Consider the following 21576-nt stretch of genomic DNA (forward strand, 5'->3'; position numbering starts at 1 on the left):
ATTTTTTAGATGGAAAGCTAGATTTATCAAGTTTTAGGAGGGCGGAAAGATGCCATTCCGTTGTGATCCAGAAAAATGCAAAGCACTATGCTGTAAATACGACGGCAACTGTTTGTTCACTTTAGAGCTGTTTATCGGCGAAATGAAACTTTTCAGTCCAGAAAACACTATCTTCCTGCTTACTTTAATGGGATCCGCTAAAACAAAGAAAGAAAGGACAAAAGGGTACTCAAACGCTTTTATTAATATCCGTGAGGTGTTTAACAGTACACATTTGCCAAACATCTCTCTTCTTTTCGTAGTTCAGTCGCTGATAGTTGAAGAAAAATGTCCCCATCTTAAGGACAATAGATGTTCTATTTATCTAAAAAGACCTTTCATATGTGCAGTTTATCCCTTTTTGAATAGTGAACCTGAGGCTGTGGATGCTCTTCAAAGGGTAGATTTTAAGAGTTTTCAGGAGAGTACTTTTAAAAAGTGCAAAGAATGTTGTTCTTTGGGTGAAGAAAAGTTCAAGGGATTTAATGAATTCTTTAGAAAGCAGAAAAAAGTTTTGAGAAAATATGGACGGAAATATAACAACGTTTTAAGAGAACATAGGAATTTCTTGCTGAGGCTGTTTAGAGAAAATAAAAGCTCTTTCAAGGATTATATTCGCTATAAACCTCCTATTAACTCGTGAAGTCTTGACTTTTCTATTCTTTTGGTAAGAAAAATATATGGTAAGGAAGGAATTAAGGCTCAAATAGGTACAATAGAAAGGGCATTGAACAGTCAGTGGGCTAATCAAGAAGAAAAGAAAAAACTGGGAATTTATAAGAAAATATTGGAATCTTCAGTGTAACTTTAACGGAGAGGAGCACCCACCCTGTTAGTTAGGCAGATTCTTTGGTCATGTTCTTGAGGAAATTATTAACAATAAGATCGGCAGTTTTCATAGAGGTATCGACAGCCTTCTCAAAATGGTGCTGTGAATCCTAAGTTTACGATAGCAAAAAGCTGTATGAGAGTATCATCAGCTTCTTGCGGCACGAAGTAAAGAGGAAACTGATGCAAAAATAATTTACCAAAGCCACTGCCTGAAAACTATATTTTTCACACTTTGGTGGTATTTTACTATTTTACAACCTGAAGCACATCTCCCGTAACATCCTGAACGTTGGAATCGGAAAGAACCGCTCTTTTGATGAGTATTAAAGAGCGGCCGTCATCAAGCTCTTTTATTCTTTTATCAACTCTTTCAAGATTTTCCTTTATACAGGACGAAACATTCTGATTGTTCTGACAAACTTCCTGAACCCTCGACATCACCTTTTGAACGTCAACGGTTTTCATTTCAAGCCTGCTGTTATTTACAATCTCTTTACATTTCCTTATTGCAAGGAAGTAAGAAAGTGAAGCTGCTAAAACAATCAAAAGACCGAAAACAAAGTAGTCAACGTATCTATTTTCCATTTCTTTAGCTTCCATTTCCATTTTCCATCTCCACGCAGTACTGAATGGCTTCCGGTAGTGTCATCCCTTTTTCATCCATAAGGGATGAAATCTTTTCCCTGTCCTTCTTGTCTGTTGTAAACAGGTAGTACATAAACCTATCAAGAACAACTCTCACGAGAGAGCGGCCGAAAGGTGTCATCAAGAAAGCCTCCGAGTATTCACCCTTCACGGGTGCAATTGACTCCATAAGCATCCATTCAAAGTCAGAAAGGTTCAACACTTCTGATTTCTTTAAGGCGTTGATGCTCGTCGGCTGCTGCTTCATAAAAATATTGAAACTACTGTTCTGGACGATAATCCTTCCGGCCCTGCTACCTGATTCCCAGAGGTCCTCAAATCCCTGAGTGCCTATAACAACGGCAGTACCGTGCTTCCTTGCACGACGGTAGAGCTGCTCAATAAATCCGTCTATTCTTGGATCACCAAGAAATTTGTGGGCTTCATCATAAAGAACGATAGATCTAAATCCTTTGTGTCTTTTTGATTCTATATATACTTTCCGGGAAATAAAGAAGTTCACCATCATAATCACCGGGTTTCTCAGTTCCGGAACATCTTCAAGATGATCATACTCAACAACAACAAGAGGCTTCCTGAAATCAACTTCTGCCTTTCCCTCAAAAAACCGACCGTACTGCCCTCTACCGGTATAAGGTTCAAGTGTTTTTCCGAAATCAACCATCCTGGAATCCCTGAGAGCACTAAAGTAGTCTGCTATATGAGTGATTGAAAGATTACTACCGTACTGCTGATACAAAGTTCTTATAGCTCTTTCAAGTTCTGCCTTAATTAATTTTTCAAGCCTATCTGACATTTCTCTGCTTTTTGGAGCTCCCATAATGTAGATAACATTGGTCAGAAATTCCATGAATTCGGACAATTCTTCCTGTGACGTAACAAGAGAAAAGGGATTTATGCAGATGGGATTTTCGGGATCAAATTCAAGCCACTGCCCGCCCATCACCTTACAGAAGTTTTCGTACGATCGACCTATATCATTAATAAATACCGTTGCACCGGCTGCTCTGTATTGAAATGAAAGCAGTTGCATTAAAACCGACTTCCCTGCGCCAGAAGTTCCTATTACGAAGGCGTTATAGTTTGTCGGTGAATCAAATAGATCCACTCCTACAAGCTGTCCTCTTCTTGAAACAAAAAGTATTTGCGGAGTTCCCGTTCCTATAAATTCGGCCTCAACCGGGGAAAATGAAGCAACATTATCCGAAAAGAAGATTTTGTCTCTCTTCAGCTCTTCTAACAATTCCTTATCCCCGGCAAGGGGAAGTGCCGAAAGGAATACCGGAAAAGAAATATACCTGTCAGGGAAAATCTGAAAACCGGCCGTCCTCCAGAAAGTCTTAACGGTATCAATCTGCTTTTGCAGCTCGTCCCGGAAAGGTGCCGAAACAAGAAGCGAAAGGCAACATGAAAAGAGTTTCTTCCCTTCTTCAAGTCTGTTCATTGCAATTGCAAGGTCTTCCTGCTTTGCCTTGAGTTTCGGGAAAAGTCCTCCCGGTAAAACCTGGGACATTACAAGAGCTGCATTCCTTTTAATCTTTGCGGTTTCGTCTTCCGAAAGTCTGACAACTGTGAACGAGAGGATGAACGGATACTTGAAATTATTTTCATTAAAGAACATATCTCCTAAAAGCTTCGTCATATCTCCGAGATGCCACTCTTTAGGAAATGCTGAAACAGAAAGGCTGCGCCAGTATTGATTGTCCATCACAAAATAGTCTTCTTCCACTTCAACTTTTGTATCGTAGGCAACAATCTGTGTGTTTATATATTCATCTTCATTATAGTTCCTGTAATGTTCGTTCTCATCATGATTTATGTTTATAACTTCAGACATAATCTGAATAAGCCGTTCAGGTGCAACCTGAACGGGAGAGAGTCCCATGGCTCTTAAAGAACCTTCAATTTTATTTTTTAGCTCTCCTGCTTCCTTTAAAAGCTGGCTGAAATCCGTTACCTGCTCTTTTTTGAAAAGTTTAAGAAATGAAGAAACCTTACTGTGATGCTTCAATTTGACGGACACTATCAACCTGAAATTCCTTACAGTAATGGGAAAATGTCTTGATATTATCTCTTTTGAATGATTTTCAAAAAACCCGGCATGCTGTTCGATGGCTACTTTTAACAGCTCTTCATCCGTTCGTTTTAAACTCCTGTACACACGGGTTATATCTTTCAGATTTCTTGAAGCAAAGAGAAAAAAGTTAAGGGTTGCTCCTACCGGAAGAGACTCTATCATTCCTTCTATCATTGTCATTGTTCTCTCTCCGGCAGCCGAAAGGGGAAAACATTCAAAAACGATACCTGCACCCTCGTCGGAAGTAACATAAACACCGAACCTCGGATCGTAAGCAACGTACGGAAGATACTTTGAGAGAGTTTCTCTATCAAGAAGTTCGTAAAATTTCTCTTTTTCCACGGAGGTTTCAGTCACCGTTTCCCTCCACAACAATAACTTTCGTTTCCTGCCCCGGTTCAAGTTCGTGCCTTAAAACTGCAACCGCCCTTGTCCGATCCGAATCTATAAAATTCTTCTCATCAATCCTGACCTTTTGCTTAGCACGAAGCAGAAAAACTTTTACGGTGAAAAGTGCTCCTCTCATTTCCAGGACAAGGTTTCTTGAATACTCTTTAAAATTATCAATAACAACATTTGTACTTTTCACCGTGTATCCCGGCGGCGGAACCTCATCAATACCTGCCAGGACAAGCTTTTTCATGGTTTCTTCGTAAGGAGAAACTTTCTCAAAAGCAAGAGCTTTTTGTATCTGCAAAACCTTCTTCTTATCTTTATCTTCAACAAAGACAACCTGTGCAGGTATATCTTTAGGATTGAAAATGAACTGACACACACGGCCGTCCGCGAGAACAACGTAATACTCTGCAGCTGTTTTTCTTCCCAGAACCTTGATAAACACGTTTTTTCCTTCAACCATGTGCCTGAAAGGTCTTTCTTTCGAATAAACAACTTCTACAACCTTTTCCGGGAAAACGATCCTGTTTATTCCGGTGCGGCTGATTGAAACAACCTGAAAGTCTTTATTGTCACACTTTACAAACGTTGCGGCTTTTGATGAAGATGCCGCCAGTAAAAAAACCATCAGCAGTGCTTTTTTCATTTTTTTACCTCTACTTTTCTTTTCGTTGGTCCCGGCGGGGGCGGAAGTTCACCCTTACCCTCAACTTTTTCAACAACACCGCCAAGTTTTTCTATAAACTCTGCAACTGTTTGTGCCCTTTTTTCTGAAAGCCACAGATTGTATTTTTTCGTTCCTATGCAATCGGCATATCCAAGAATTCTGTATTTCTCACCGTGCTTCACAAACCTTTCTATTTTCTTTTTCTCATCAGGTTTAAGGTAATATCTATCAAAGTCAAAGTAAACGCTGAGAACCTCAGCTTTTTTCTCCTTCACTTTAACGGAAATAGGTACCTTTATAATCCTTACAACATGAATCTTTGAAGGCTTTGGACAATCGGCCCTGCATATATAATACCGTGGCGGTGAGTAACTCACCTTATATTCCGTTTTAACCGGCGGCGGAAAAAGCTGAATTATCGCTGCAACAAGAAACATCATTTTCTCTCCTTGAGAGGATAGGAAATGTTTTCCGGCTTTCTTTTTAAGTTTTCTCGCGAAAAGATCCACTTTCCGTTTCTTATCACAGTATAGATGTATTCTCCCTGGTGAAAATCCCCGTGATCATCGACGTACGGGAGAACAAGTATTCTGACCTCCTGATCCTGTAACCTCACGGGAACAAGAGGCTTTGTCAATACTTCTTTTTCTATCTGAACAATATCTTTTGATACCTTCAGTGGCCGGGTTTCGTTGCAGGCAGTACATACGGTACGAAGCTTATAATCCTTTTCCCCGCATGAAGCCAGAAGCAGAAGAACAGCTAACAGAACGGCTTTTTTCATCTCTCACAACTCCCGCAGTATTTTTCAGGGTGTTCCTGAACATCCTGATAGACATCCGACAGAGAACCGCATACACCCTCTCCCGTACCACTCACACAGAGAGGTTCCTCTCTGTACGGAAGCAAGATACAGGAAGATACAAAAGGTAAAACAAGTACAAGCAAAAGAGCTATCTTTCTCACTTCACTTCTCCCTTTGAAAGAGAAATTCCCTTTTCAACTATGATGTTAACCTTTCTACCGGCATTGATTTCAACAACCGGCCAGGTTTCCTCGGCCAGCTTCGCATATACTTCGGCTAATTTTTCGGCCGCTTTTCCCGCCCCGGAAAATGCTGACATTTTCAGAGCATCTTCAGGCTTTACCGTTGACGTTGTTCCGGTAGGTGAAACCATCACAACCTGAGAAGCCTGCTGGAATGCTGAAGCAACACCTTCAAGAAAACCGGAAACAAGCATTCTTGCAAGAAGTGCTCCCTGACGGGAAACAACAATGCCTCTCAGGCCCACCTTGCCGTCTTCACCGGTAACATAGCCCCGAAGCGGCATTTCGTATCTTGTCCCGTTTTCGGCCACACATGAAATGGCCGTAGTCCGCAGGTATGCCCTTTCCGAGGAGAGATCTCCGTAGCCTTCGGCAAGGACAAAACATTTTTTCACGTCTTCCTTCCAGTCGTTCGGAAGCTGTGCAAAATCCGTAAGTTCTATAAGAACGGGATGAGGATCGGACTTTGCCTTCATTCCCGTCGGAGCATCAAGGCCGTTCAAAAGAACACCGGTAAAAAAGCTCCCGGCCGGAATATACTCTTTATCGGGAGTTTTTTTCTGCCTCTGTTCTTTTTCGGACTCTAACGGCTTCTCCTGAACCTCTATCCTTGTCACGCCGATATCCGGAATCACCATCTCTTTCTTTTTCCGTGCTGCTGCGGCAGAAGGAGGTGGCGGAGGTGGCGGAGCCGTGATCTTTTTCTCGGGCGGTGGGGGCGGCGGTGGTGCTGCAAGATTTTCAAACTTCGGTTCTTTTTTCTTTTCATTTTTCAATTCTTTTATCTGATTTTCAAGGTTCTTGATAGTGATGGAAAGTTCCTGGATCTGTTTTTGCGCTTTTGATTTCCACTCTTCTTCAATTGTCTTCTTCATCTGCTTTTCGGTGTCAACTTTTACAATTTCTTTCTTCTTTTGAGGTTTTTCAGGAGATGAGAGAATTTCCGGAAGAACGATCATCACAAACAACCCGACAACCGCAACCCCAACCAGAATTCCGTACTGCTTCAGTTTCGTGCCTTTATATTTTTTAAGCATTGTCCTTCACCTCTAAAGAGAGAAGCTGAAACTGGCCGTTTCTAACCGTGTATTTGATTAAGACGGTAGCTTTTTCGCTTTTTATCTGCGTTCCTTCCACGTATTTCTTTAAGATTCCGGAAACCAGAATCTGATTTTTTCCAAAAGAAACACTTCTGGGATAGAAAACCTGTGAGATTCCTTCCCGTGCTATGAAGGCTTCATATTGCTGCATTGCTTTTTTAAAATCAGGTAGCGCGGAAGGCGCAACAAAGGGAAAAAGAAGAGAGTGCTGATACGCAGCTGTCTCGGGAGAAACTGAAAGATACTTATCGGCGATAAAGTTCCCCATCATTTCCACATATGAAGACGATAACTTATCTCCGGAAACCCAGAACTCTTTATTTACGTTTGGAGGCAAAATGATTACCTTTTGATTCTTCACTTTTCCTATCAGAACAACCGCAAAAAAGACATTGGTGGCCGCAAGGGCGATAACAGCCACCGCAAGAGCCTGAGAGTACGAAATTAAATTGTCCCAACTATTTCTGAATTTCTGCCAGTTCACTCCACCAACTCCCTTTTCCAGGATTCGGGAAATCTTTTATTTTTGCTATTGTAAAGACCGTGCCAGTAGAGAAAGTGCCATAAAAAACCGGGTTGAGATTGCGTCTTCAGTTTTCCGTAAGCCTGCTCCAGAATCAATCCCACACCGAGCCCTATTAAAAGCCTGTCAGTCCACAGTCCTATCATGATGGGAGCCATGAAAAAAATCAAATCGTCAAGCTCCCACCATAAAAACTGCGGCTGAGCGTTCAGGTATTTAGGAACATACCTTCTCATCAGAACGTACCCGTATAAGCAGAGTCGATCGCTCCCGGAATAAATCCAAGAGACAAACCGAGAAGAAAGAGAAACGCTGCACCACCGATACTTCCGTTTTTTGCAGCAATGATGGCCATGAGCATGAAGAACGCGCTCCCGATCTTGCCCGGGTACCCCGTGAACCATGCCGCAATTTCACTCCACCAGCTACTGAAGTAGCTTCCTCCCGTCCCCGCCATTGCAGATGTAGTAAGCACGAGAACAAAAGAAAGTGCTACACCGGTGTAAAAACCGATTTTAAAAGCCTTTTCATTCACCATACCTCTGTTCCTCCTTTATAAGATTTGTCACTTATACTCTATTCAGTCCTGTACCACAAATATACCTTTTATATTCTATTTTGTCAACTAAAGATTTCAACCTTTCCGCTGTTCCATGGAGCAACACTGACCACGGCCCCGTCAAATCTAACATATAGTTTCGGAGAAGTTCCTTTAAAAATATCCTTGTCGTCAATTCTCAGGCCCTTTATCTTTACGACTTCACCATCAAGCATCCTTGCAAGAACATCGGGATGCTTGGGTTTCCCGATCATGTACTTTTGCCCTTTCTCGTACGAAACGTATATGTAACCGCCGTAACAGAACAGAGAACGGCTTTTTCCGTATTTTGTTGTTGCGGCCTTTTCAAGATCCCTTTTCAGTTTCGCTTTATCAAGTTTTACGCCGCTCGCCTCAACGATTATTCTTTTTTCTTCCTCTTTTCTGGTGTCCTGGTCTGCTTTCTTGAGGATCTTTAGTAGTTTTTTCAGGTACGGATCGTACGGATCTCCTGCGTCCTCATGGTGCAGTGCGATTAAAGAAGTAATTACATTTACCTTATCTTTCTTTATTCCAAAAGACTCCGCCAGCTCCTTTATGTATCCGGCACCTTCCTCAGGATGCTTTTCCGTATCGTAGTTTTTTTTCTCAAGCAGCTCCTTTCCTATATCGTGGGTAAGAGCCGCCATAAAGAGCAAAGACAAATCTTCTACTGTCAACTCTTTCTGGCCATACTCATAGGCTTTCTCAGCAGTAGCCAGAAGATGTTCTACAAGTGAAATCTCCTTCAGGGGATTATCTCCAAGAACAACTGACGGAGATTGCTGCATTGTTGAGAAAATTTCAACTATCTTACGAAAGAGAGGAACCAGATCTTCTGTTATTCTCCCTTCATACTTTTCTAAAAAGTCTTTTAGATTAAGAGGAATTACTTTCTCTTTTTTCTCTGCAGGTTTTTCTTTGCCCTTTCTTTCTTTACTTTTTATTTCTTCCTCTATCACCTCTTTCGAAGAATAGTTTTCCTTTAATTTTTCCATGTTAACAACAAGAATCTTTACATTGTCCTTCGTAACGTAGTTCTCTGCTAATTTGAAAAGGTTGGCTATCACAAAGTCATCATACTTTTGAGACAGAGCTTCTCTAACCCTATCAAGCTCTTCTTCACTCTCAATAGCAACTATCTCAACGTGTTTTTCGTCTTTTAAAAGAGGCATGTACCCCCTGTACCACTTACCCTGTATAAAAGCTATATAATGCCCCGGTTTAAGTTTTTCAAAGAATTCAGGAGGAACGAGATAGTCTTCAAGGTAAGTCACAAAGATTGAGCCTTCTCTTACCATTACTCTTGGTTTCTTCACCTTTCCAGAAAGCTGACTGAAGTATTTCTGGCTTTCAACCGAACCAAGATACATGATGATTTTTGCACCTGACGATTCCATGATTGCTTCCGTTCGTTCTTTCCCTATTTCTGCAACAAGATCCGAGTAGCTCTGGGTAAAACCCGTAAGGCTCACGTTGAATTCCCTGAAAAGCCCAAACGCAGTTTCAAATCCCCTGTAGGCAACCTGTTTCATCTCATCAATGACAATCCTCAGCTGAGGCTCTATTTTCCGTCTTCTATTTGCATAATAACCGACAATCTGCTGAATGTTTGAAAGAAGAATCCTTGAAAGTGCAACTGCCATTTCTCCGAGTACCTGCTTGTTTAAAAACGCAAACATTAAAAGGGAACCTTTTTGTATTCTGTCCCAGAGAAGATTTCCCCTAACGTTGATCAACCTGCCAACGTCCCCGGTAACAACTTTTGTTAGATACGTTCTTAAAGAACCGTTTACCCGCGGAAAATACTGCGGGTCATATGCCTTGAGCTTGTCAAGAACTCTCATAGCATCGTCAACATACCTGAAATTTATTTTTGATGAAGAAACAAGATCCCTTTCAATAAGTCTGTGAAGGTTCTCTATAGAGGTCTGATTGATGTACTCGTAGATGTGAGAGAAGGTTATCTCTTTTTCGCCTCTTGCAAACAGTCCTAAAGCTATCGCATAGGTTATCTCATAGGCTATCTCTTTGAAGAAAGGTTCCTTTCCCTCTTTAATTCCTGACACAACAACCTCTGCTATTTGTGCAGGTTCAAGATTGTAGAGGGGATTGAAACGAAAGGAAACGTTCGTGTATGTCGGGGCAAAGAATATAGGACCTTTCTTTTTATCGTAGAGAATGCCCTTCCTGTCACAGGCAAGAAGAAACGCCTCAAGCCAGGAGGCTGAACCTTTCGGATCTATAGCAAGAACCTGATATCCGGCCTCTATGCTCTGATAGGTGAGAACCTTTATAAATTCGGTTTTTCCCGAACCGGAAGCACCGAAGCCTACCATGTGATATGTTGGCTTATCATAATAGAGAAAGCCGTAGTTATTTTCTACATCCTTTGCAACGCCAAGATAGTACTCCTCATTTGCATCATAGAATCTATTTTTCCTCTTTCTCCTGAACATCTCTTAATTCCTTCCTGAAGGTTCTGTATGCACGGGCGGCATACGAATACGTTGTTTTCGCTATTCTGGCCGCCTCAAGATAATCAATGTTTTTGCGAAAACATTCTCTTAGAATGTAGAACTTGTCACCTTTCGGTAATTTACACATCCTTTCGGTGGCAGCCTTTAACGGCTTTTCACTATCTTTTATGTTAAGGAAGATTAAGTCCACCAGGGTTTTAACCGAAAGGCCATGTACTTCTGCCCTCTTCCTTATTTTTTCCTTCATTTCCTTCTTGACTTTTAAAGGATATACCTTCTCTGAACCCGGATTTTCAATAAGTCTAAGTCTCAATTTACTTTTCAAAAAATACTCTATGTAAGCCCTGATTACGAAGGACCCGGGAAGGTTCATCCGCTTTCCTATTTCCATTGCTTTTCTGTATGTCGTTTTGGATACATTTATCGTTTCAAATCTTTTTTCCATAAAACCTCCTGCGGTGTATGTATTTTATATTCTATATTGTCCTTAAGGATTTGTGAAGAGCGTGAAGGTGAAATGGATACTGAAATAGGGAACCGGGGGGTCTGAAATAGGGAACCGGGGGTCTGAAATAGGGAACCGGGGGGTCTGAAATAGGGAACCGGGGGTCTGAAATAGGGAACCGGGTTAACACACGCAAGGAACTGCAAGAGCTGGCGCCCGGAACCTCCTTACAGACTATAATACAGACTAATAGAACAGACTATTTAAACAGACTATAAGGACGGCGGCGAAACTTTAAATAAATCTCTTTCTTTATTTTAATTTTTTGCGCGCAAAAATTTTTGAAAAATCGGGGCCGGAAGCCCCGAAATACTTTTTAAATTTCATCTGTAAGTTTAATAACCTCTATGCCCCACATTCTTTCTATTTCATCTTTCCTTTTCAAAAAATCGGTATCATCAGTCCATATATATGTTTTTTGTCCGATCTCTTGTCCAATCTCTTTTAGATATACAGCTGCTGCTAAAACGTGGGTGTCTTCTTTTTCCTCATCCTGATCATTTAATATTTCATCTGCATTTTCTAAAAAATTTTTATACATACTTTCTTCCAGAACTTCGTCAACCAAGAACTCAATTTTACCGTAGTATTCTTCTTCAATGCTGTCAAATTCCTCGTTTTTTCGGCAAAAACTTTGCCAGGCACGTCTCACGGTAATTGATGTGGTTACTACAATCACGTCCGTCCTTTTTTTTAGAGAGATGAAGCAGTCGTAAATCTTTCCCCTCCCTCTGAATACAGATGAGGCTAATTTAAACAACTTGGTGGCATCAACAACTACCACCTTTGCGTCACATGATTCATCATTCATTTTAAACCTCCATAGATATAAAAATCAGCATTACCAAATGCTCAATAATAATTTATATACACTAATCAATATTGTCAATATGGTTTTTGCCAAATACATCTATATTAGATATATTTAAGAAAATTAATCAGACAACGGTTAATCTTTCTCAACAATGTACTTGCATCCGGAAGCATCAAGAAGCATGAAAAAGAAAGCCTGAACTTCGGCAGGCAACAGTTTTGCTGCTTCAAGATCCACGTAAAAACCTTTCACCCTTTTTCTATCCGTTATAATGGCAAATTTCTTATCAAGGGCTTTTGAATCTCTCATAACGTCTCTCTTTCCTATCTTTTCAACATTATCCACGAGGAACTTGTATAACTCTTCCCTTGAACCTCTTATTCTCCTCATTCTTTCAAACTTCTCAAGAAGTTTTTTATCCTTTTCCGTTAACCTTTCCGTTTTCATCTTTTTCCTCCTGTTTATAGTTATCTACTACCACATTATATGTCGCATCCGTATAATTGTCAAACTTTCTTAATAATTTGTCAGACTTACATAATCTTTCAACCGTCTATATTGACTATATTCCATTTTGTCTTTAAAATAAAAGCGGATATATTCTATTTAGTCAGGATACGGGATGAACAATTACATTGACCTAAAACAGACATATACGCCGTACACTCTCCTACCAAGAGCGGTGTTCTCTGTCAAAAAACACTCCTCTTTCAGGCTGCTTGTTCTACTTGCCTATTTCTACTCCATGACAATGACCGAAAACAGCTTTGTTCGCTTTTCCTATTCGGAACTGAGACACATTCTAACCTTGAAAGATCCTGACACAAGAAAGGGAGACAGAACCGTTCGAGATCTTATAAAACTCTGTGAAGAACTTGGCTTCATTGTAAGCAGAGATACTAAAGACCGCTCAACAGCCTTCCTCATTAACGTTCTTGATATTCCTGAAATCATTGATCCTGAAAATGCTCCAGCCGGTTTCTTTAAATTTCCAAAACTTATAACCCTGCTTCCTGTATCAGCTCAGGCAAAGGCCGTTCTGATATTCCTCTACTCCATGCAGAAAAAGACTTCCCACAAAATAAAGGTCAGCAGAGAAAGAATTCGGAAAACATTGAAGCTTAAAAATCAGTCCCTTGCAAAGGCCATAAGAGAACTTGAAAACATCGGTGTTCTTAAGATCGAAAGAGAAGAAGGAAAAACAAACTGCTACTATCTTATACCGCCAGTTGCTGGAAAGAAGTGGAACTGGAATGTTCTAACGGTTTACAGAATGAAAAAGGAATACCCCTTACACCCGCTCCTTTCATTTTTTAAGAACTTTCCTCCTGTTACCGTTAAAACAAAAATTCCGGATATCCTTAAAATAAACGCCGTTTCATACAAAAGGAAAAAGGGAATCAAAACCGGCAAGGTGGCCCTGGCTATCAAATATATACCGCGTAAAAAAGCCGCCGAAGCTATCAGAAAAACAAAACCGGTCAAACCTGAAGTTTCAGAACTCAAACAGGTTCTCCAGAGGGTTTCCCGAAATTCATATCTTCTATCAAGAACACAGGTTGTCCCGGCCCTCTGGCAACCCGTATATGACGTCCTTGGCAAAGATGCGGAAATTTTCGTAAGAATGTTTTTCACCGTCAGGGAACGGCTCGGAAGTATGTTTCAGGTCAAATCGCCGGTAGGTTTCCTGGTAACAGCCCTGCATAACACAAAAGTCCTTAACGAATTCCTTGAAAAATTCTACGTTGCAGTAGGAAGAAGGTATGGATAAGCTCTTTCGTCTGAAAGAAAAACTTGAAGAGCAATTTCCCACCTGGGATTTTAAGTGGAAAGTATCCGGGACAAACAGGCTTTTAGGTTTATGTCCTTTTCACAGGGAAAAACACCACAGCTTCAACATATACATTTACGGCAATAATGCCTACTACAGGTGTTTCAGTTGCGGAGCGAAAGGAAGTCTTACAGCCGAAAAAAATAAAGCATCACCCGCTCTATCCCTTATGAAGATCTTCAGGAAAGAACTTTTTAAAAGCAAAGCTCTTGAATACTTCACCTACAGGGGCATTTCAAGAAAAATCCTGGAAGAACTGAAGTTCATAGGTGTTATTCCTAAAGGATTCACCGATAAAAGATTCCCGGTGTTGTCAAAATCTGAAGGCTGGATAGTTTTTCTCTACACCGACATACACGGCAATCCTGCTTCCTTCCATCTCAGGAAGCCTTTTGAAAAGAAGATACGTGTTCAGAAAATATCTGAAGGATTCTCCGGGATGGGACTTGATGAGGCTTTTAAATCCGATGAACCTTTCATATTCTTTGTAGAAGGGGAATTTGATGCCCTTGTGCCGATGTCAAGAGAAAAGAGATACCTGCCGATAGTTTCCGTTGGTGGGACGAGCGGATTCTTTCAACTCGATTCGGTTGCGGAAAATTTGAAAAACCTCGGCAAAACGGTAATTATTTTTCCTGACAATGATGAAGCGGGAATTGTTGCGGTAACGAGAATGAAATCAAACGTTCACATTGCTACCGGAATAGAAAAAAAAGATTTAGGAGAAGAGTGTCTTTCCCGCTCCTTTAAAGAGGTTCTTGAAAACCTGTCCATAAAACCTATAGGCGAAATAAAAAAAGAGGTTAGCTTTAAGAAGATCAGAGAAATCCTGAATATGAACATTCCGGACGGTCTTAAGAAAGCTCTAATGGACAATTCTTACAGCTTTCTTAAAAAAATAAAAACAACAAAAGAAAAAAGGGTAATTGTCTGCAGAGATGGATTCAATCCGGTGAAAAGAAGAATAGAAAAAGCGAATGGGAAAAAACTGCTTATCGGTGAAGGTGAAATTGAAGGAGCCGACTATTTTGACGGTGTTCCAGATGTAGAAGAGGTGAGGAAGCTTTTTTATATCTATGACGTGATTATTTTCAATCCCGGTTATCTGCTTGAAGCTGATGAGAAAAAACTGCTGAGAGCGGCATATTCTGTTGTTCCTGAAGGAAAGAGATTAATTCTTATTGCTTAGATTTAAACAGATCATCTTCAAAATCTATGATTTTAGCCATTGGGAGCTTCCTACTTACCAATCACATAATAAAACCTTGTTAGGATTTTACCTTTTTCTGCAACTGTATCTAATCTTCGGAACCCATTGCCGGTATAGAATCCCACCAGCTTTTGTTTGGCTTTAGAATCCCCGTCTAAAACTTCAACTATTATTAGTTTACAGCCTAAATTTTCAAAACACTCCTTAATTTTTGCTTTTGCAGTGTCCAAGATGTGATCACCAGGGAGATCATCAGGGTTAATTTCCTCATGTCTACCTAATTGACCTATAAGATAAGCAGGTAAAAATTTAGAAACTCCCTGTTTTATTTCTTCTTTTGTTGGAGGATAATTATAAAAAAGTTCTTTTAGTTTAGATCGAGACAAAGAAACATTCTTCAGGTTAAGTTCCAAAGATTTTAAAGAAACTAAACTACCCCTCATTAAAATGAGAGGGATTTTGTAGTCTCAAAAAGAGACTACAGGGTGGTTTATCACCCTCTCCCATCACAATGGGTATCCAGGAGTTTACTCTCCCTCTAATCCACTTGAATTGGTAGAAGGAGACAATTTCAAGAGAGAGATTTTTCTTCCCTCTCTTTAGTATGTTAATTGCTCCATTTAAATCTGCATTTAATTTGCCACAATTTTCACAGACTACATAGTGTTGATGAGGTCTTTTAATATGATTACCACACTTAAAACACCTTGAGCTGGTATAGTGTTCTGGAATCGGTTTTATCCCGATTCCAGCTTCAGATAGCTTTTCTTTGAGTCTTTTGAGGGTATAATTTCTTATCCAGAAATTGTGTAGGAGAACATTAAGTTTTCCAAAGTCTTTATCCTTTCTGATTCCTGTTAAGTCTCCTATATAAATTTTTTCTACTCCTCTTGAAACACATATGTCAATTACCTTGTTAAGCATTGAGTTGATAGACTGCTTCAGCTTCTTATCTCTCTTGATGTAGAGTCTTTGAAGTTTCTTGGAAGTTTTAGTTCCACTTCTGTTAAGGATTGACTGATATGTAGCTATCTTTCTATCCCATCTCTTGTAGTCTTTTATAAGCTCTCTGCTTTTGAATTGAAAAACTTCTATTCCTTTATCTGTTTCTACTGCAAGTGTCAAGAAATTACGAATCCCAAAATCTATCCCTGCTAATCTTTTTCCTAATGGTTGTTTTTCTTCCTGCTGGAGATTAACGGTTACATAGCACCACCACTCTCCAGCTTTACAAAAAACTTCAGCTCTACCAAAGTTTCTAATATTTTCGTAATAAATTGAATACTTAGCTTTGACCTTCAGTCTCTTACCATTTATGTCTTTAGGAACTGTTAGTTCAAATTCGTAGTTTCCTAACCGATAACTCCTATCTGTTTTTATGTAGATGTTCATAGGGAGAGTTTGCTTCTTTTTCCTGTCTTTCTTGTATTTCGGTGGAGAAACTTTCTTTATGTTAGGCGGTAGTTTTTCTTTCTTTTCTAACTTTTTGAGATTTAAAAACGACTTCCAGTCTTCTGAAAGTTTTTTCAAAACTTCCTGAGCTATATCTGAGGGGAGAGCTTCGTATTCAGGTAAGTCTTTAGCTAAGCGATAAAGCGTTCCGTTTGATACTTTAACATTTCCAAAGGAAAAATACTGCTGTCTCAAAATATAGTTAACACGATTGTAGAGGTAGCTACATCTTAACTGTAGTTGTCTCAGTTTTTGTTTCTCTTCCCCAGTAGGATAGAGTTTAACCTTGACTATCCGTTTCATAAGACTTAATATACATCAAGCAATCATAATGTCAAGGTGTAATTAAAATGAGTGGAAAGTATGTTCAAACCACAATTAGAGTAGAGGAGAACTTGTATAAAGAATACAAGAAGTGGTTAATAGATAAGGGATACAAGTCTATAAATCAGCACTTGAATGAAGTTATAAAAAAAGTGTTAGAAGAAGATAACCGCATTCCTCTCTCCTCTAAAGAGGAGAGCATCCTGCGGGAGGAATCGTGAAGAAAAAAACTTATAACTTTGTACCGCTCTTTGAAAGAGAAATTCCCCCGGTTCACCCCGGCGAGATTCTGTTAGAGGAATTTTTGAGACCGCTCAACATGACCCAATCAGAACTTGCGAAAAAGCTTAATGTCAGTTTCAGAACGATAAACGATCTGATTAACGAAAAGAGGGGCATATCCCCCGAAATGGCAATAAAGCTCGCAAATTTCTTTGGAACAACACCTCAATTCTGGATGAATTTCCAGAGAGATTACGATTTATGGAAAGCTCACAACAAAATGGGAGAGAAAAAAGCCGGATAGGGTTTAAGTCCCGCAGATCGCGGGACTTAAAAACTTTTCTACAAAACATAATCAAGATTTACCATTGTTACATTGTTAACATCATAGGTTGTGTCGTTACCAGGCTGATAGAAGAGATAATTCCCGAAAAACGTCTTTTTGCTGTTGGATTCAACACTTGTATAATCAACGGGCATAACAGGTTTCCCATTCACATACAGGTATCCATCTGTGTCGTTGTCAACAACCTGCGAATAAGCATACCTGTCAAATTCTGTGACGATTGAATAGCTTGAATTGTAGATTTTGCCGTTTGATAGCTTAATAAAATAGTAACCTGGAATTTCAACACTTGCTCCAGCTTCCTCTCCATACAGGTGAAGATCTGAATCGTAAATTTTAACGCCTGTCGCGGTCTGAACAAACACATTTGTGGAACCTTTATTCTTACTCGTTACAAGATAAAACTTCTGAGCTCCCGGAACTGTCACGTTACCTTCTTCCTTAACCACTCCGTCGTCTATGACTTCAAAGTGATATATTATTCCGTCACCTGAAGGCTGCATCAGCAGGGTGTAGATGTCCTTTCCGGCAACCCCTACCCAGGTAATGTCTCCCGGCCGCTCGTCAAACAGGGTTACCGAGCGGCCGTCAGGAAACCAGAATTTTGCAGAACTTACGGTAACACCGGTGGCATTCTTCCAGGAACCGAAGGGATACGCGGAACCAACTGCAACCTCACCTCCGTAATAGTCGTAATCCTCCAATCTTTTTTGATTACAGCTGGAATCCGTTATGGGGATAAAGTGCCCCGTTTCCGGAATAAAGTCTATACAGTATGCTTTTGCATTTTCAAAGTTCCTTATCTCTCTCATGTCCCTGCCAATTTTCACCAGGTCAGTCTCCCCACCTCTTATGTCGTCAATGTAATCTTTCATGAGGTCGTATATGTCATCATTCATCCCCCAATTGTAAATAGTGAAAGGATAAGAAATTACTATGTTTCCAAAAGCGTTTCTGAGTCTTTTGTATCCAACTTTTTTTAAAACATCAACATCAACAGCTATACCACCACCTCCGAAGTAACCGGGTTTATAAAGTGTCTCATATACGTAGGTTGAGAGCGGAGAAACCACAAGATCGTTATCCTTTATGTCCTTTCCCGCTACAATTGCATAGATTGTTCCGTGGTTAGGTGCGGAATCACCGTAAAATCCGTCGTCGTTTGTGTCAAGATCCGTCCCGTTTGAAACGGTAATAAGATACACGCCATCATCCTGAATGTAAACAGAATCCGGGATTTTAAACACACCGTCTCTCGTTGTTCCTTCCCATATTGTGTCTCCGCTTACAATTTCTTTTACCGTCACCGATGCACCGTCAAGATCTCCGAGCTGAGCCTGGACGGTGTATCCCCCACCGGTGATAACACTGTCAACGTAACCTATTCCGCTCACCTGGGTACTTTCATCTATAGTGTCTGTACCTGTCCCCCCGCAACCTGCCAGCGCTGCCGCAACTAAAGCGATTGTAACTAACCTCTTCATCTTTTCCCTCCCAACTCCATTTATCGTGGCCTTCTCCTCTCTACTTGAGTATGTTCCTTGCAGAGTGAAGCATTTACTTTTCTCCTCTTCTTCTCTAAAAAACTGCTGTCAGAGAGACTGACAGCAACACCAGCAACAAAAAGGAAAGCGAAAAAGGAAAAGTTTTTATCAGCTTCACTTTTCAACTATCAACGGCTTTCCTCAAAAAGCTTCCTGTATTCCGGTTTTATAGGATTAACCTTATTCACTTCATCAATTATTTTCTGCGGATCCTTATCAGGATAAATTGTGATGGCCGTTTGAGCGGCTTTTGAGCCGACAGACATGGCTATTTCCTGCAGAAGATCCTCGTAATTTTTCGCATCCTCCAGCTTTTCTTCTCTTATAACCCTGCCGCTCTCACCATCTATGTATCTCAGACTGCCCCTTAACAGCCCGCCCATGGTTATCTTGTTAAACAGGTTTGGTGAATATCCGTTTTCAAGAAACTGGATGACGAGCATTTTCCCTTTACAGTCCGTGCAGTTCTCCGTACTGCAGACTTTAACATCTTCAAGATGAGCGGCCTTTACGTACTCCCTTACTATATAGCTAAAATCATCAACAAAAGCACTTCTTAATTTCTTCACCTTTTCGGTCTTGCCGGGCATAATGAGTGCCTGCACTTTCACACATTTGTAGTCTTTAAAAACAGGGATGGCATTTTTCATAGAATCTACCATACTGTAAGCGTGATAGCCTCTGTTCAACGCAACGGCCGTGTTATAAAGACTCACCGCGTTCTCCACCTCCTGTACACATGAAGAAAACATCACCGCAGAAACGGCAGCCAGCAGAACCAATGTTTTTTTCATCTTTCACTCCTCCACAACCAGTTTTGCTTCAAGAATTTCCTTTAGAAAAGAGAAATTCTGATCATCTTTCGTATCTAAAAAGACTTCCAGCAACCTTGCTGTTGCAAGAACATCCTCTGCGCAGTAAGTTGCTATCTTTTTAAGTTCCCCGTCTTTATAAAGTTCTTCAACTTCACTTCCGTGAGCTTCTGTTTTAACAGGAATTTCAAAAAGGGTACAGAGTGCTTTAAGAGATGTCTTTATTCCGAACGCTTCCATAAGATCTATGTGGTATCGTGTATATTTACGGGTGTAGTTAGGACGTTCTTTTTCCCACTTATCCGAGTCTTCCATGTAGTATCTTATAACTTTTTTAACTTCTTCATCGGCAAGCTTTATTCCCCTCACAACCATAACGGGAAGATCAAAATTCTTCCCGTTAAAGCTCACAAATATCGGGTTTCTATTTATAACTTTTCCCACCTTATTCCAGAATGTTCTAACAATTTTCTCTTCCCGTCCGGCGTGGGATTCAAAGGCGAAAAGTTTTTTCTGATTAAACGCCATGAAGGAAAAGCAGATCGGAATGTGAAAAACCGGGTTGACGAATTCCCCGTTCTCTGCTCTTTCCTTATCCCTGTCACTCCCCGCCAGTTCCAGCAAACGGCAATCTTTAACGGTTTCAATATCAAACACAAAATAAATCACACCGCTCCTCCCCGCACCTACCACATGTCTTTTATCTCTTCCTCTATGTCCCCTTTTTTAACCTCATGGCTAATTTTATCACTTTTTTTTAACGTTTCTTTTATTCTCATTTTTATCGCTTTTTTATCAAAGTCTTTAAATATTTTTTCTTTTATTTCTTCCGGTGGATGGTTTGCAATGAATTCTTCTACAAGCGTTTCTATGAAAAGCGAACGAAAGTTGGGAGGAACACACTTTGTTAATTTATAAAGTAAATCCTCTTCAATAGTTACTATTATTCTTGCTTTCATCTTTCCTCCTTTTTGAGCAGTTTGGGCACAAAAAGGTGTAGTCTTCACCACTATATGTAATCTTCCAGTTTCGGGGACACAGATTCAGGGGATGAAATGAAAGGGTGCGGGCGGCACCCGTTTCTATTGCTTTTTTCTTCCCGCAATTATCGCAGATAATTGCTATCTCTATCATTCTTTTTCTCCTGTTATTAATCCGAATTTGTAGTATCCTCTTGCCTGTGAAAATTCGGGTTCTTCGGGGATGATTGCATCGGGTCTTCCTATATGTTCTCCTGTTATGAATCTTGCTCCGCCTCCCGCTATTACTATCGTTTCCACGCTGTTTATGAAGTCTCCCACTTCTGTTTTCAGTCTTCCCGTTAACATTTCTGCGTACGCGGTTATGGCTCTCTGTCTCTGTTTTGTGAAGTCTATCTTTTCGGCAAAGACTCTTCCCTGTCCTTTTATGAATATTTCGTTCAGTTTCGTGAGGGGCAGGTCTTTTATGTATCCGTCTTCCATCTGGTTTCTGAATTCATATACGGCTCTGTTGATGCCAAAGTTTTCTATGGTGTTGGATTTTCTTTTTCTGTATCCGACGGCTTTTGTCCGGTCTCTGACGAGCATGATGTAGTCAAGGGTGTTGTAGCCGATGTCTATTATGAGAATGTCTTCGGTCCCTTCTACTTTTTCTTTTGTGTCAAAAAAGATTCCCATGCCCTGGGGAATGACTTTTCCTGCCGCTCCTGTTTCTTTTATGATTTCTTCCACTCCAGCGGCATGTTCTTTGTGCCTTGGCGGCAGCCCTGTTATTATGAAAAGTCTTTCGGATTCCTCTAAGAATTTCTTCTGAATAAACTTGAGGAAGAGCGGCAGGTATTTGATGTATTCTTTGATGTCTGATATTTCTATGAGGTTTCGTTCGTATTTTGCGTCCTGTCCTATTACGTAGTTTTCTCCGAAAAGGGAAATTGTTTCTACTTCTTCGTCTGCTGATGGGGTGTGTTTTGCTACCCATGTCGGGAATGATAGCTTTTCTTTTTCTGTTATGATTTTTGTTCTTCCAAAGCCTACGTCCAGTCCTATTATCATTGCTCACCTCCTGGGACAGAATTGAATATATAGTTTATATCGTTAGTATAGTGCGTATAGTCTATATTGTCAATATCGGTAGTGTGGTATGTAATGGTGAT

At 40.3% G+C, this 21576-nt stretch carries 27 protein-coding genes; 5 read left to right on the plus strand and 22 right to left on the minus strand.

Annotation, left to right across the window (positions count from 1 at the left end; genetic code table 11):
• Window positions 1-49 precede the first annotated feature (49 nt).
• Window positions 50-682, plus strand: a complete 633-nt coding sequence (locus tag H153_RS0103700; protein ID WP_022846801.1) for a YkgJ family cysteine cluster protein — start codon at window positions 50-52, stop codon at window positions 680-682.
• Window positions 683-1116: 434 nt separating this feature from the next.
• Here the strand turns inward: H153_RS0103700 and H153_RS0103705 are convergent, their stop codons facing one another.
• From H153_RS0103705 to H153_RS0103770, 14 genes are all read right to left on the minus strand, one after another.
• Window positions 1117-1476, minus strand: a complete 360-nt coding sequence (locus H153_RS0103705; protein WP_022846802.1) for a hypothetical protein — start codon at window positions 1474-1476, stop codon at window positions 1117-1119.
• Window positions 1460-3949 (minus strand): TraC family protein, encoded by a 2490-nt coding sequence (locus tag H153_RS0103710; RefSeq protein WP_022846803.1) that lies wholly within the window; start codon window positions 3947-3949, stop codon window positions 1460-1462. The genes H153_RS0103705 and H153_RS0103710 overlap by 17 nt, the downstream gene beginning before the upstream one ends.
• Window positions 3942-4634, minus strand: coding sequence for a type-F conjugative transfer system secretin TraK (locus tag H153_RS0103715; protein WP_022846804.1), 693 nt, complete (start codon window positions 4632-4634; stop codon window positions 3942-3944). Before H153_RS0103715 ends, H153_RS0103710 begins: the two co-directional genes overlap by 8 nt.
• Entirely contained in the window at window positions 4631-5095 is a 465-nt protein-coding gene (locus H153_RS09870) for an OmpA family protein (protein ID WP_081638814.1), read from the minus strand. The genes H153_RS0103715 and H153_RS09870 overlap by 4 nt, the downstream gene beginning before the upstream one ends.
• A complete protein-coding gene (locus H153_RS0103725; protein ID WP_022846806.1) occupies window positions 5092-5439 on the minus strand; it encodes a TraV family lipoprotein in 348 nt (115 codons plus the stop codon). The genes H153_RS09870 and H153_RS0103725 overlap by 4 nt, the downstream gene beginning before the upstream one ends.
• Window positions 5436-5621 (minus strand): hypothetical protein, encoded by a 186-nt coding sequence (locus tag H153_RS0103730; protein WP_022846807.1) that lies wholly within the window; start codon window positions 5619-5621, stop codon window positions 5436-5438. The genes H153_RS0103725 and H153_RS0103730 overlap by 4 nt, the downstream gene beginning before the upstream one ends.
• Window positions 5618-6739 carry a TraB/VirB10 family protein gene (locus tag H153_RS09875; protein WP_022846808.1) on the minus strand — a complete coding sequence of 374 codons (1122 nt, stop codon included), beginning with the start codon at window positions 6737-6739 and terminating at the stop codon, window positions 5618-5620. Before H153_RS09875 ends, H153_RS0103730 begins: the two co-directional genes overlap by 4 nt.
• A complete protein-coding gene (gene traE / locus H153_RS0103740) occupies window positions 6732-7286 on the minus strand; it encodes a type IV conjugative transfer system protein TraE (RefSeq protein ID WP_022846809.1) in 555 nt (184 codons plus the stop codon). Before traE ends, H153_RS09875 begins: the two co-directional genes overlap by 8 nt.
• Window positions 7283-7561, minus strand: a complete 279-nt coding sequence (gene traL / locus H153_RS10200; protein WP_022846810.1) for a type IV conjugative transfer system protein TraL — start codon at window positions 7559-7561, stop codon at window positions 7283-7285. The genes traE and traL overlap by 4 nt, the downstream gene beginning before the upstream one ends.
• Entirely contained in the window at window positions 7561-7863 is a 303-nt protein-coding gene (locus H153_RS10205) for a hypothetical protein (protein ID WP_022846811.1), read from the minus strand. Before H153_RS10205 ends, traL begins: the two co-directional genes overlap by 1 nt.
• Window positions 7864-7946: 83 nt before the next feature.
• The gene (locus H153_RS0103755; protein ID WP_022846812.1) at window positions 7947-10361 is read right to left on the minus strand and encodes an HD domain-containing protein; all 2415 of its coding nucleotides are present in this window, start codon (window positions 10359-10361) and stop codon (window positions 7947-7949) included.
• Complete coding sequence (locus H153_RS0103760; RefSeq protein WP_022846813.1) at window positions 10336-10827, minus strand: hypothetical protein; 492 nt, start codon at window positions 10825-10827, stop codon at window positions 10336-10338. The genes H153_RS0103755 and H153_RS0103760 overlap by 26 nt, the downstream gene beginning before the upstream one ends.
• 376 nt (window positions 10828-11203) lie before the next feature.
• Window positions 11204-11698 (minus strand): hypothetical protein, encoded by a 495-nt coding sequence (locus H153_RS0103765; RefSeq protein WP_022846814.1) that lies wholly within the window; start codon window positions 11696-11698, stop codon window positions 11204-11206.
• Window positions 11699-11836: 138 nt separating this feature from the next.
• Window positions 11837-12148: a hypothetical protein gene (locus H153_RS0103770; RefSeq protein WP_022846815.1), complete on the minus strand. Its 312-nt coding sequence runs from the start codon at window positions 12146-12148 to the stop codon at window positions 11837-11839.
• 175 nt (window positions 12149-12323) lie between these two features.
• On the opposite strand from H153_RS0103770, the gene H153_RS0103775 reads away from it, so the two are divergent.
• Both H153_RS0103775 and H153_RS0103780 read left to right on the plus strand, forming a co-directional pair.
• Complete coding sequence (locus H153_RS0103775; protein ID WP_022846816.1) at window positions 12324-13472, plus strand: hypothetical protein; 1149 nt, start codon at window positions 12324-12326, stop codon at window positions 13470-13472.
• Window positions 13465-14721 carry a CHC2 zinc finger domain-containing protein gene (locus H153_RS0103780; RefSeq protein ID WP_022846817.1) on the plus strand — a complete coding sequence of 419 codons (1257 nt, stop codon included), beginning with the start codon at window positions 13465-13467 and terminating at the stop codon, window positions 14719-14721. Before H153_RS0103775 ends, H153_RS0103780 begins: the two co-directional genes overlap by 8 nt.
• Window positions 14722-14771: 50 nt before the next feature.
• Here the strand turns inward: H153_RS0103780 and H153_RS0103785 are convergent, their stop codons facing one another.
• Window positions 14772-15128, minus strand: coding sequence for a hypothetical protein (locus H153_RS0103785; protein WP_196799786.1), 357 nt, complete (start codon window positions 15126-15128; stop codon window positions 14772-14774).
• Between the two features lie 46 nt (window positions 15129-15174).
• Entirely contained in the window at window positions 15175-16497 is a 1323-nt protein-coding gene (locus tag H153_RS09880; protein WP_081638817.1) for an RNA-guided endonuclease TnpB family protein, read from the minus strand.
• Between the two features lie 47 nt (window positions 16498-16544).
• On the opposite strand from H153_RS09880, the gene H153_RS10160 reads away from it, so the two are divergent.
• Window positions 16545-16739: a hypothetical protein gene (locus tag H153_RS10160; protein WP_155883407.1), complete on the plus strand. Its 195-nt coding sequence runs from the start codon at window positions 16545-16547 to the stop codon at window positions 16737-16739.
• On the plus strand, window positions 16736-17044 hold the full coding sequence (locus tag H153_RS0103800) for a HigA family addiction module antitoxin (RefSeq protein ID WP_022846821.1): 309 nt from the start codon (window positions 16736-16738) through the stop codon (window positions 17042-17044). The genes H153_RS10160 and H153_RS0103800 overlap by 4 nt, the downstream gene beginning before the upstream one ends.
• 38 nt (window positions 17045-17082) lie before the next feature.
• On the opposite strand, the gene H153_RS0103805 is transcribed toward H153_RS0103800, so the two are convergent.
• From H153_RS0103805 to H153_RS0103835, 6 genes are all read right to left on the minus strand, one after another.
• Window positions 17083-18570 carry a hypothetical protein gene (locus H153_RS0103805; protein ID WP_022846822.1) on the minus strand — a complete coding sequence of 496 codons (1488 nt, stop codon included), beginning with the start codon at window positions 18568-18570 and terminating at the stop codon, window positions 17083-17085.
• A gap of 188 nt (window positions 18571-18758) precedes the next feature.
• Window positions 18759-19424 (minus strand): hypothetical protein, encoded by a 666-nt coding sequence (locus H153_RS0103815; RefSeq protein ID WP_022846824.1) that lies wholly within the window; start codon window positions 19422-19424, stop codon window positions 18759-18761.
• Between the two features lie 3 nt (window positions 19425-19427).
• Complete coding sequence (locus H153_RS0103820; RefSeq protein WP_022846825.1) at window positions 19428-20111, minus strand: ribonuclease H-like domain-containing protein; 684 nt, start codon at window positions 20109-20111, stop codon at window positions 19428-19430.
• 17 nt (window positions 20112-20128) lie between these two features.
• Window positions 20129-20401 carry a hypothetical protein gene (locus tag H153_RS0103825; protein WP_022846826.1) on the minus strand — a complete coding sequence of 91 codons (273 nt, stop codon included), beginning with the start codon at window positions 20399-20401 and terminating at the stop codon, window positions 20129-20131.
• Window positions 20373-20576: a hypothetical protein gene (locus H153_RS10210; RefSeq protein ID WP_022846827.1), complete on the minus strand. Its 204-nt coding sequence runs from the start codon at window positions 20574-20576 to the stop codon at window positions 20373-20375. The genes H153_RS0103825 and H153_RS10210 overlap by 29 nt, the downstream gene beginning before the upstream one ends.
• Window positions 20573-21475: a ParM/StbA family protein gene (locus tag H153_RS0103835; RefSeq protein WP_022846828.1), complete on the minus strand. Its 903-nt coding sequence runs from the start codon at window positions 21473-21475 to the stop codon at window positions 20573-20575. Before H153_RS0103835 ends, H153_RS10210 begins: the two co-directional genes overlap by 4 nt.
• Window positions 21476-21576 lie beyond the last annotated feature (101 nt).

The organism is Desulfurobacterium sp. TC5-1 (genome assembly GCF_000421485.1).
Lineage (GTDB): Bacteria > Aquificota > Aquificia > Desulfurobacteriales > Desulfurobacteriaceae > Desulfurobacterium_A.